Source organism: Rhizobium pantanalense, from assembly GCF_030182525.1.
Taxonomy (GTDB): Bacteria; Pseudomonadota; Alphaproteobacteria; order Rhizobiales; family Rhizobiaceae; genus Rhizobium.
In genome coordinates this window covers 1-11,970 of the sequence record NZ_JAQJCH010000008.1, presented here as the reverse complement: position 1 = coordinate 11,970, position 11,970 = coordinate 1, and the positions used below count along the sequence as shown (strand labels likewise).

Sequence of the window (11,970 nt, the reverse complement as noted above, 5' to 3'; positions counted from 1 at the left end):
TAGCTTGTACGCATCGGTTGGAAAATAGTTGGCGGCATCGTCATTTGTCCGTGATACACAAGCGTCAGGGTACGCAAGGAAATCGGTCATGCGGTATCTTCGATCCGGGCCACGGTGGCGCCAACCGGAGGAGACGGACGTTACGCGGGGCAAGACACTCGGTCTGCGGTCGGGAGAAATCGCCGATAGAAATATTCGCGTCATCCTGGAGGCGATCCGCCGACACGGGCCTTTGACCCGCATGGAGCTCGGAAAACATTCTGGACTGACCGGGCCGGGAATTACAAATATTCTGCGCCGGCTTGGCGATGAAGGGCTGGTAACATCGCATCGGCGCAATGGCGCCGGCGGCGGTGCGACCTCAACTGAATTTGCCCTGCGACCAGAAGGGGCCTTCTCGATCGGCATTCGTGCCCGTCAAAATCGCGGCGAAGCGGTTCTCGTCGATCTCAGCGGCCAGGTTCACGACCGCATTTATTTTCCCCTCACCCGGACAACGAGGGTCGCATCGATCCTTTCGGCGATCGAGGACATGATTGGTCGCCATGCCGACTTGCCGATCATCGGCCTGGGTGTTGGCTCGAATGACTGGAGCCCGGAAGAAAGCGAGCAGCTGGATGCCGCATCGAAACTCCCGCGCAGCTATGTCGAGAACGAATGCACGGCAAGCCTGCTCGCCGAGCGCACGATCGGCACACCGGCGCCGAGAGGCGGACTCGCGATGATCATCATCGACGAGGATGTCCAGGCCGGATTTCTCGTTCGTGGCGTTCCCTATTCGGGCGTTCATGGACGCGCGGGCAATATCGGCGAGATGCGCACCGGTCCCGACAATATCCGCTTGAACACGGTCGTCGGCTTCGATGCGCTGCGCAGATTGGTAAGCGACGACGAATTCCGGCGCCTTCTGGCGGGCGAGGAGCCATCTTCCCCGCTGATAGCGCAGTGGATACGCGAGGCGGCAAGCCATCTGCTCGACCCGATCATCGCGATTGCCGGCTTCATCGCGCCGAGCGTGATCATGATCGGCGGCGACCTGCCGCGAGGCGTCATCGAGGCGCTGATCCATCAGCTTTCCGTCGAGCGCCGCGACACGTCGAAACGGCCTTTCCTGACGCCCTGGATTTCGCCGATGAAGCCAGCAAGTTTCAGCGGCGGCGGCGTGGCGCTGGGGGCGGCACTCCTGCCTTTCCTCAACACTCTTCTGCCGCCGGTCTCCGGCTGAATCTCGCTTCTGGATTCAGGCAAGCGCCTCGTCTTTATGGCTGATGTCCGAGGCGAGTGCCTTGTCCAGGACCTTCTGTATGTTTGCCGCGCGGCGGAAGGAGGGTTCCTGGGTCTTGCCCATCCTGACGGCCTGAACGAAGCGCTGGTAGTTCGTCTCAACGTCACCGAAGGGGATATCACGCCAGGTCGCCGTGTGAACATCTTCGCCGAGACAGGCGCGGAGCGTCGATTTTCCTGTGTCGTAGATCATCTCGATCGAACCGGTCTCGCCGTAGACCCTCAAGCGCAGTTGGTCCATCTGCCCCGCGGCGGTGCGCGTCGCCTGGATCGTGCCGATCGCTCCCGTCGTGAAGTCGACATTCATTGTGAAGCTGTCATTCGCATCGAGATCGTATTCGCCGATCTTGTCGCCCGGCGCCTTGCTGAAGGTCTTCAGCCGCGCGAAAACATGAGCGACGTCAAGTCCGGAACCATAGGACGCAAAGTCGACGATATGGATGCCGATATCGCCGAGCGCGCCGTTCGAACCGTGCTTCCTGCTTAGGCGCCACAGCCATTTGCTCTCCGACTTCCAGTCGCCCCAATGCCGGCCAACAAGCCAGCTTTGCAGATGGGAGGCTTCGACATGCCTCACTTCGCCGATCTCGCCGGCGAGCACCATTTGCCGGCCCTTCTGCAAGGCAGGCGAATTGCGGTAGGTGAAATTCACCATGCCGACCTTGCCGGCTTTCTCGATAGCCTCGGTCATTTCCATCGCCTTGGTCGCGTCTGTCGCAAGAGGCTTTTCGCAGAAGACATGCTTGCCTGCAGCAATCGCCTGCAGCGTCGTCGGGTGGTGAACAGCGTCAGGCGTCACGTTGGCGACGGCATCGAACTCTCCCCAGGCGAGCGCTTCCTCGAGCGAGCCGAAACGATTGGGGATGCCGTGTTCCGAGCAAAAGGCCGCCAGCCGCTCAGGAACGACGTCAACGCCCCCCACCACGCTGACGCCTTCGATCTCCTTGAAACTTGCTGCATGCTTGTTGGCCATTCCGCCCGTGCCGAGAATGAGTAGGCGCATCTGATCCTCCATAGATGTCAGGTTTGGCTATTTTCATAGCCGAGGCAAAGCCTCACTGCCCACCGCGGATACCCACGATGGCTCGACTGTTCCGTGATCGGGAAATACGGCTTGAGGCCGCTAACCGCTGTCGAATGTCACCAGCATCTCAATCCTCCCGAGCTGCGACTTGACATCAAACCAAAGTAACTTAATCTAATTAATGCAGCATGGAAATGAGGAGAGGTCAACTGGCCACCATGCTGTATCCGTTTAAAATGGGGAGGAGACCCATCATGAAGAGAGCGTTCGTCAGCGCGCTAGCGCTGAGCACAATGTTGTTTTCAGTGCCTGCCGCATTTGCCCAAGAACTGGCGACAAAGGATAGGATCGGCCTTGCCGATGCGCCGAAAACACTCACTGTCCGGCTCACGAACGATAGTCAGAACAATGCCGATCCGGCGATCGCACAGGGCTATCAGAAGCTCTTCGTCGACTTCATCAAGAAACATCCCGACTGGAAGCTGCAGATGCAGTTCATGTCGGCAGATATCGGCACGGAACAGGCAAAAATGCTCGAACAGGCAAAGGCCGGCAATGCTCCGGATTGCGCCGCCGTCGACTCCTTCGTCCTCTCGCAATTCATGGTCAATCATGTGCTCGCCGACTTCACTCCCTATTTCTCGAAGGACGAAATCGCCGATCTCTTTCCCTTCATCCGCAACGGCATCACTGATAAGGATCAGACGATCCGTGCCTGGTGGTGGGACACCGACCTTCGTGTCCTCTACCGCAACAAATCCATCGTTCCCGACGCACCCCAGACCTGGGACGACCTGAAGAAGGCCGGCATCGCCTCCGTCAAGGAGGGCATGGAAGGCATCCTCTTCAATGCCGGCCGCTACGAGGGCTCGACCTTTGACTGGCTTGCCAATTACTGGGCGCTCGGCGGCAAGCTCGTTGACGATAGCGGCAAGCCGGTCTTCGGCGAGGGTGAAAACAAGGAAAAATTTCTCAAGGCACTGAGCTATTACAAGGATCTCGTCGATTCCGGCGCCGCACCCAAGCGCGTAACCACGATCGGCAACTATGACGATCTGAACGCGGCCGCAGCTGCCGGAACCACGGCGCTCTTCATCGGCGGCAACTGGCAGCTCGCCCAGCTGAAAGCAACGCTGGACCCGGACGAGTTCGCCAACTGGACCTTCTCCCCGATCCCCGGCCCGACCGCCGATCAGCGTTCCACAGGCACGGGCGGCTGGACGATCGCTTCCTTCAGCAAGGATAAAGACAAGGTCGAGATGTGCGCCAATCTTGCCCGCGACATCTATATGGGGCCGGGCAATGCGCTTCAACAGCAATTGCCGACGCGCAAATCGCTCTTCGACAAATATGACGTCTTCGCAACCGAAGCCAACAAGACCTTTGCCGAAGCTCTCGCCAACGGCCAGGCCCGCCCGGGCGCGCCGATCTATCCGGAAATCTCCAACCAGATCCAGATCATGATGGGCGACGTCCTCTCGGGGACCAAGCAGCCGGAAGAAGCCCTAAACGCGGCATTCAAGGCGACGATGGAGGCCTACAAGCGTCTCTAACGATCGCGATCACGGCAGCGCCCTTGAGGGGCGCCGCCGGCCGTATCAACCGGACAGAGAAGCCCAATGACCCCAATCGCCATCGAGGCTGCCACCCGGCCGCACAGCAGATCGTTCATGCGCCGCTTCGCCGGAGCGCCGCTGCCCTGGATCATGCCCGTGATCATCGTCATCGGCATCTTCTATCTCTATCCGGTGATCGACGTCTTCCGTCTGTCTTTCACCAATGCGACGCTGATAGGCGACAATCAGGATTATACGCTCGCTTCTATTGCGAACATGCTGAGTTCGCCGCAGCTTCCCGATATCCTCTGGGCAACCCTCGTCTTCGTCGGCGGCAGCGTCATCGGCCAGCAGATTCTTGGCCTTGCCGTTGCCGTCGTCGTCGTTCGCGGCGAAAAGCGCGGCCTGTTCGGCACGACGATCCTGAGAACCACGGCGCTCATCGCCTGGGTCGTGCCCGGCATTGCCGGCGGCATCATCTGGCAGATGCTGTTTTCGGAAGCGCCCTATGGTGCGCTGAACAGCATTCTGCGGCTCATGCACCTGCCGACGGTCGCCTGGCTTTCCGATCCTGCGATCGCCCCTTGGTCAGCCCTGATCTCGAACATCTGGCGCGGAACGGCCTTCTCGATGGTCGTCATGTATGCCGCATTGAAGGCGATCGACCCCTCGCTCTACGAAGCGGCGGAAGTGGATGGCGCGACGGGCTCGCAGCAGTTCTTCTTCATTACCATTCCGCAGTTGCGCGCCGCCATTCTCGTCAACATGATCCTCATTACCATCATGACACTGAACACTTTCGATGCGATCATCACGCTGACCGGCGGCGGGCCTGGCCGTGCCACCGAAGTCATATCGCTCTATGTGTTCAACATCGTCTTCCGCAACTACGACCTGTCCGGCGGCAGCGTGCTTTCCGTGCTGATGCTGATCATCAGCCTCGGACTGGCCATCGTCTACGCTTCATTCCTGCCGAAGGAGGATGAACGATGAGCAGGCGCACCGGCACGCGCTTCGGCGATTTTCTGAGCTATCTCTTCATGTTGGCGATGTTCGTCTTCTTCGCCGGCCCCCTCACCTACCTTCTGTCGATGGCGCTGCGCGACAAGCGGGAGATCTATCGCGGCGTGGCGCGCTATATTCCGCACAACCCGACGATCGACAACTTCATCACCGTCCTCAACAACAGCTACTTCCCACTCTATCTCTGGAACGGCCTGAAGCTTGCGGCCCTGAGCGGCTTCGGCGTTTTGATCGTCGCCATGCCCGCGGCCTACGCCTTCTCGCGCTTCCAGTTCCGCGGTAAGGGCCTGTCTATGATGGGGCTTCTGCTCTTTCAGATGATCTCGCCGCTGGTCATCATGGTGCCGCTCTATCGCTACATGAACCGCCTCGGACTGCTCGATACGCATTTCGCCGTGACGATGGTCTATATCGCGCTCGGCGTGCCGCTTGCGACATGGCTCTTGAAGAGCACTGTCGACGGAATTCCCCGCAGCCTCGACGAAGCCGCGATGATCGACGGATGCAACCGTTTCTCGGTCTTCTGGCGGATCGTGCTGCCACTGTCGGCACCGGGCATCGCCTCCGTCTTCATCATCACGGTCATTGCCGGCTGGTCGCAATTTCTCGTCCCTTTTCTGCTGCTCACGCAAAACAATTTGATGCCGATCGGCGTCGGGATCTTTAACTTCCGTGGCATGCAAACCGACTCGTCCATCCAGCTGTTGGCGGCCGCCTGCCTCATCTCCGTCGTACCGGCGATCGTGGCGTTTCTGTCGCTGCAGCGGCTGATCCTTGGCTCCATGACCAGTGGCTCGGTGAAGGGGTGATGCCGGTTTGCGCGTGCCAGACTGATAAAGGATCCCGCCGATGAACCAAACGACCGGTGTCAAGCTGTCTCCCGACCTGACGGGAGCCAATGTCGAGGATGCGGGCGAGCACAATCGAGCCGTCGTTTTGCGCTGCATCCACAGACAGGCACCGATTTCACGCGCGGAAATCGCCCGGCAGACCGGCTTCACCAAGCCGGCGATTGCCCGCATCGTCGATCGCCTGCTCGACGAAAGCCTAATCATCGAAGCCCGCCGGCGCCACGGCCTGAGGGGGCAGCCGGCGATCGAGCTCGAGATCAACCCTGACGCCTTCTTTGCGATCGGCATCAACATCGATCGCGACCATCTGACGATCCTTGCCGTCGATGCCGTCGGCAACGTGCGCGCCCGCGTCCACCACGAAAAGCGCTACATCCTGCCGGGCGAATTCATGCAGCTGACCGCCGATGCGATCTCGCATTTCCAGCGCAGCCGCCTGATCGACGATGCGCATCTGGCCGGCATCGGACTTGCCATGCCGGACTGGCTCGGCGAGATCGACTTCCTGGGTAAGCCCGATAATTATAGGGAGTGGATGGAATTCGACGTGCGCGCCGCATTGGAGAACCTGACGCAGCATCCCGTCTTCATCGAGAACGAAACCAATGCGGGAGCACTTGCGGAACTGGACTACGGGCTTGGAGCCGAAAGCCGCAGCTTCTTCTATATCGCGATCAATGCCTGCCCCGGCGGCGGGCTTGTGCTCGACGGCGCTGGCCATCATGGCGCCATGGGCCTGAGCGGCGAGATCGGCTGGCTGCCAATCGCCGATCCCGGCCATAGGGGAGGCCAGAAAGTCGAGCTTCTCGGCGAAATATTCTCGCTCTTCTTCCTCTACAAGTTCCTGGGCGAGCACGGCATCGAGGCAAGCGTGCCCTCGGACCTCCTCACGCTGGATGCCCGCGGCAGGAAACTGGTCTCCCAATGGCTAAAGAGGATGAGCGCGCATCTCGCCGTCGCGGTCAAGCACATCGGCATGATCGTCGATCCCGATGCCATCATCCTTGGCGGTCGCTTGCCCATTCGCATGATCGATGAGCTGCTGCGCTATGTCCACGACCACCTTGATATGGAGGATACCGCGCTGCCATCGATCCACCGTGCCTCGCTCGGCGAGGACGCCTGCGCAATGGGCGCCGCCGCAATGCCGATGGCGGCAGCCCTCATGCTCGCCTCGGCCGACGAGGCCCAGCGCACACGTTCACCGCTCAAATTCATGGATCGCCTGAACAATTGAATTGGCCGCGACCGCAGGGAGGATTTTGATGAGGATCGGTTTTTATACGTCGACATTCAATGACAGGCCATTCGAGGAGGTGGTGGACTTCGCCGCTTCCGCCGGTTTCGATGCGATCGAAATCGATGTTCGCGGCCATATCAAGACGCCGGACAAGGTGCGGGCGGCGGTCGCCCTTGCCCGCGACCGCAATCTCTTCGTCTCCTCGATCGCCTTTTTCGGCAATCAGCTCGATGCCGATCGCGCCAAACGCGGCGAGCTTCGAGCCATCACCGAGGAATTCGCCGACGCGATCGGCGAAGCGGACGTGCCGATCTTCATAATCTTTCCCGGGCGCGACGACAGCGCCGACGAGGATACCAACTATGACGATTTCGCCGACTTCGCCAACCGGTTGATCGAAAGGACGACACCGAGCGGGTTGAACTTCGCGATCGAGAACTGGCCCGGCCCAAAGGACAATTTCATCGGCACCACGCCAAAAGGCTGGCAGGAGCTCTTCAAACGAATTCCCGACAAGCGCTTCGGCCTTGAATTCGACCCTTCCCATCTCATCCGCATCGGCGTCGATCCCTATGCCGCCATGGATGCGGTCAAGGATCGCATCGCCATCCTTCATGCCAAGGACACGGCAATCGATACGGCCGTACAGCAGGCCGTCGGCTATCACGGCAAGGGGTGGTGGCAGTACAAGCTGCCGGGCCATGGACTTCTCGATTGGCCGCGCTTCCTGCGTCAGGCGCGCGCCAACGGCTTTGATGGCACGCTTTCGATCGAACACGAGGATGCGGCTTTCGGTTGGCCGGGCAAGGATCTTGCTCAACGGAAGGAGGGCGAGCGCCTCGGCCTCGCCTATCTCCGAAAGGTCTTGAACGGGCTTTGAAGCTATCCGGGAGGATGGAAAATGGCACATGTCAGAGTGAACAACGCGCGCAAGGATTATGGCGCGTTCAAAGCGATCAAGGGCGTGTCGGTCGATATCCGCGACGGCGAGTTCGTCGTGCTCGTCGGCCCCTCGGGCTGCGGAAAATCCACCTTGCTCAGAATGATCGCCGGCTTGGAGGGGATCACCTCGGGCGATATCCAGATCGGCAAGCATATCGTCAACGATCTCGCGCCGAAGGATCGCGATATCGCGATGGTCTTCCAGAATTATGCCCTCTATCCTCATATGACGGTCGCCAAGAACATGGGTTTCTCCTTGCGGCTGAAGCGGATGCCGAAGGCGGAAATCGATCAGCGCGTCGGCAATGCAGCGAAAATCCTCGGGCTTGAAAATCTTCTCGAACGCTATCCGAAACAGCTTTCCGGCGGGCAGCGGCAGCGCGTTGCCATGGGCCGGGCAATCGTTCGCGATCCGGCCGTCTTCCTCTTCGACGAGCCTCTGTCGAATCTCGATGCAAAACTTCGCGTCCAGATGCGATCCGAAATCAAGGAGATGCACCAGCGACTGCAGACCACGACCATATACGTCACGCATGACCAGATCGAAGCGATGACCATGGCCGACAAGATCGTCGTCATGAAGGACGGCCTGATCGAGCAATCCGGATCGCCGCTTGAGCTCTATGACCGCCCAGTCAATCTCTTCGTCGCGGGTTTCATCGGCTCTCCCGCGATGAATTTCATCAAGGGTAGCATGACGAACGCCGGTTTCCGCACCACCGACGGACTTATCCTGCCGAGCGAACAACATCCGCCGACTGCCGTGACCTATGGCATTCGTCCCGAGGATATCAAGCTGGTGACCGACGGCATCGAGGTGGAAACCGTCGTCGTCGAACCGACGGGATCCGAAACGATGGTGATTGCCCGCCTCGGCACGCAGACGATCACCTGCGTGTTCCGCGAGCGGATCAGGGCCGCACCCGGCGATACGTTGCGTATCGCTCCGGCTCATAACGCCGTCCATCTCTTCGACGAAAATGGGCAGCGTATCGCTGATGGAGGGAGCCGGTAGCCGAATAGGAAGACAGCTTTAACTACGGCTAGAAAGCGCCGAACGCGTGATCGGCGTCCGGTTGTCACGGATCACGGTCGCGCTACTTACACGAACATGTGTCAAGGCGATCAACATCACTGAAACAGCCAGGGTGATTTTTTGAAATACGCGTTCCCAACACTTCTCGCCACCATCTGGTTCGGCCTTTTGTCATCAACGGCTTCTGCAAACATGTCGCCGTCAAACCAAAGTGAGGCGGCGGCTTCGTATCAAGCGCTTGATGCGCTGGCGCGCCAGACCCGTGCGCAAGGTGATTTGCCACGCTGGTCAATACCGGATCACGCCAGGGTCCTCGAACGCTTTTGGAACGTGAAGACCACGCTGGGTGCCCCGCCTTACAGATCGTCTGATGTTCCGGCACTTTTGCCGATTGCTGATCGCGCGGGCGCGCTCTACAAGACCTACTTGCTGTTTACATCTCAGCAGGGAGCTTTGCCCGATACGGCCGCCAATACGGCCAAGTATCAGGACGAGGTCTCTCGGGCCGCCGCCTATCTGTTAAAGGTTCAAGCAGCCGAGCTCGAGGCAATTGCCGACTTTGTCAGCACGCTTCCCGCCGGCGAAATGACCGCGCCACGTCGGACGGGATTGCAGCAAGTACGCCTCGGCATAAATGAAATGATCACGAGCATGATCCTGATGGTACGCTCGCCGGGTCTGAACCCTGCCAATAGGGACATCCTGCTGAGTGCCCTTGCAGACGACGCCGCAGTCATCGCCGCCTCAACCCCTCGCGCCGACAGGGCGGCACTGGTCGCTCAAACCGAGGCAATCCTGCCGGCTTTAGCCGGCGCTGAACACGAGAAAGCGCTCACGTTCAAATCGGCCTTCGAAAATGGCGAGTGTGGGGTGCTTTGCACTCTCGAAACAAAGTAGCCATCAAAACTGAATGAGCTGAAGGCAATTGCGACCCCCGATGCTCTCGACGTAAGCTCGTTCCTAGGGCATTCCCCATGCTGCGGCAGGCCCAGCTTTGACGCCGGGCCTTTATGCATGCTGACTACGGCGTATCCGGCGTTGCCGTGGCAACGTCCGGTTCTTGCCCCGTTGCATCGGTCGATCTCTTGCCCTTGAAGACACGGCGGACGGAGACGAAGAGCAGCGGGATGAAGAAGATGCCGAGCACGGTTGCCGAGATCATGCCGCCCATGACGCCGATGCCGATCGAGTTCTGGCTGCCGGAACCGGCCCCGTTGGCGATCGCCAGCGGCAGCACGCCGAGGATGAACGCGAATGAGGTCATCAGGATCGGCCGCAGACGTTGCCTTGCCGCCTCGAGCGTCGCATCGATCAGGTTCTTGCCCTGGTTCTGCTGCTCGATGGCGAATTCAACGATCAGGATGGCGTTCTTTGCCGCCAGACCGATTGTTGTCAGCAGGCCGACCTTGAAGTAGACATCGTTCGACTGGCCGAAGATGGTGGCTGCCAGCAGCGCGCCGAAGATGCCGATCGGGACCGACAGCATGACGGCGAACGGGATCGACCAGCTCTCGTAGAGGGCGGCGAGCGCCAGGAAGACGACCAGGATCGAAATCGCGTAGAGCTGGCTTGCCTGGTTACCCGAAAGTTTTTCCTGAGCGGACAGGCTGGTCCAATCGTGGCTGAAGCCGGGCGGCAGGGTCGCCATGATCCTATCGATCTCGTTCATGGCGTCGCCCGAGGAGACACCGGGAGCAGCGGCACCCTGGATTTCGACGGCAGAAGCACCATTATAGCGCTCCAGGCGCGGCGAACCGTAGGTCCAGATACCTGAGGCGAAGGCCGAGAATGGCACCATGTCGCCGCTGGAATTGCGCACATACCAGCGATTGAAATCCTCCGGCTGCATACGGAACTTGCTGTCGGCTTGCACATAGACTCTCTTGACGCGGCCGCGGTCGATGAAGTCGTTGACGTAGGTGCCGCCCCAGGCGGTCGACAACGTCCCATTGATATCCGCCAGATCGACATTCAAGGCGCGAGCCTTCTCCTGATCGATATGGATCGAATATTGCGGCGTATCGTCCAATCCGTTCGGGCGCGTGCCGCTCAGCTTCGTGCTCCCCGACGCCGCACCCAAGAACTGGTTGCGGGCGGCGATCAATGCGGTATGACCCGCGCCGTTGATATCCTTGATGTAGAAATCGAAGCCGCTGTTATTGCCGAAGCCGGGGATTGCCGGCGGCGCCAGCGCGAAGACATTACCGTCCTTGATCTTGGAGAAGGCGACCATCGCGCGTCTGGCGATCGCCTGGGCGGAGGCTTGCGGCGTCCTGCGCTGATCGAAGTCCTTCAGATCCACGAAGGCAACCGCAACGTTCTGGCCCTGACCGCTGAAATTGAAACCGACGCTTCCAAACACGCCGTCGACATAGTCCTTCTCATTGTTTAGATAATAATCCATCACCTGATCGAGCACTTTACGGGTGCGTTCAGCGGTCGCGCCGGGGGGCAGCTGAATGCTGGTCAGAAGGCGTCCCTGATCCTCTTCCGGAAGGAAGGAGCTCGGGAGACGATTGAACAGATAACCGACACCGACGCCGATCAGGACGAAGATGACGAGGAACACGGCACCGCGGCGGATCATGCCATGAATGGTGCGCTGATAACCGCGCGTTCCCCGCTCGAAATTGCGATTGAACCAGCCGAACAGGCCGCGCTCACGTGTCCCATGCGCCGGCTTCTTGAGAATGGTGGCGCACAGGGCTGGCGTGAGGATAAGAGCGACGACGACGGACAGTACCATCGCCGAGACAATCGTCACCGAAAACTGCCGGTAGATGACGCCGACCGAACCGGAAAAGAAGGCCATCGGGATGAACACGGCCGAAAGCACCGTGGCGATGCCGATCAGTGCGCCGGTGATTTCCTGCATCGACTTGATCGTCGCCTCACGCGGCGACAATCCCTCTTCCTCCATCACGCGCTCGACGTTTTCGACGACGACGATGGCGTCGTCGACCAGAAGGCCGATCGCCAGCACCATGCCGAACATTGTCAATGTGTTGATGGAA

10 protein-coding genes are annotated in these 11,970 nt (G+C 59.8%); 8 read left to right on the top strand and 2 right to left on the bottom strand.

The window, feature by feature from the left end:
* Positions 1-88 precede the first annotated feature (88 nt).
* Positions 89-1,225, top strand: coding sequence for an ROK family transcriptional regulator (locus PH558_RS20435; protein ID WP_095438630.1), 1,137 nt, complete (start codon positions 89-91; stop codon positions 1,223-1,225).
* 15 nt (positions 1,226-1,240) lie between these two features.
* On the opposite strand, the gene PH558_RS20430 is transcribed toward PH558_RS20435, so the two are convergent.
* Positions 1,241-2,287, bottom strand: a complete 1,047-nt coding sequence (locus PH558_RS20430) for a Gfo/Idh/MocA family protein (RefSeq protein WP_113407062.1) — start codon at positions 2,285-2,287, stop codon at positions 1,241-1,243.
* 275 nt (positions 2,288-2,562) lie between these two features.
* On the opposite strand from PH558_RS20430, the gene PH558_RS20425 reads away from it, so the two are divergent.
* The 7 genes from PH558_RS20425 to PH558_RS20395 all read left to right on the top strand — a co-directional run bounded on the left by PH558_RS20425 (position 2,563) and on the right by PH558_RS20395 (position 9,853).
* Positions 2,563-3,861, top strand: a complete 1,299-nt coding sequence (locus PH558_RS20425; protein WP_285206196.1) for a type 2 periplasmic-binding domain-containing protein — start codon at positions 2,563-2,565, stop codon at positions 3,859-3,861.
* A 66-nt stretch (positions 3,862-3,927) separates the two neighbouring features.
* Positions 3,928-4,857, top strand: coding sequence for a carbohydrate ABC transporter permease (locus tag PH558_RS20420; protein WP_113407029.1), 930 nt, complete (start codon positions 3,928-3,930; stop codon positions 4,855-4,857).
* On the top strand, positions 4,854-5,696 hold the full coding sequence (locus PH558_RS20415; RefSeq protein ID WP_092716672.1) for a carbohydrate ABC transporter permease: 843 nt from the start codon (positions 4,854-4,856) through the stop codon (positions 5,694-5,696). Before PH558_RS20420 ends, PH558_RS20415 begins: the two co-directional genes overlap by 4 nt.
* Before the next feature lie 40 nt (positions 5,697-5,736).
* Complete coding sequence (locus PH558_RS20410) at positions 5,737-6,975, top strand: ROK family transcriptional regulator (protein ID WP_285206195.1); 1,239 nt, start codon at positions 5,737-5,739, stop codon at positions 6,973-6,975.
* 28 nt (positions 6,976-7,003) lie between these two features.
* On the top strand, positions 7,004-7,858 hold the full coding sequence (locus PH558_RS20405) for a sugar phosphate isomerase/epimerase family protein (protein ID WP_285206194.1): 855 nt from the start codon (positions 7,004-7,006) through the stop codon (positions 7,856-7,858).
* A gap of 21 nt (positions 7,859-7,879) precedes the next feature.
* Positions 7,880-8,935, top strand: coding sequence for an ABC transporter ATP-binding protein (locus PH558_RS20400; protein ID WP_285206193.1), 1,056 nt, complete (start codon positions 7,880-7,882; stop codon positions 8,933-8,935).
* Positions 8,936-9,076: 141 nt separating this feature from the next.
* Positions 9,077-9,853, top strand: coding sequence for a hypothetical protein (locus PH558_RS20395; protein ID WP_285206192.1), 777 nt, complete (start codon positions 9,077-9,079; stop codon positions 9,851-9,853).
* Between the two features lie 124 nt (positions 9,854-9,977).
* On the opposite strand, the gene PH558_RS20390 is transcribed toward PH558_RS20395, so the two are convergent.
* The coding region (locus tag PH558_RS20390; protein WP_285206191.1) for an efflux RND transporter permease subunit at positions 9,978-11,970 on the bottom strand (1,993 nt) is incomplete at its 5' end.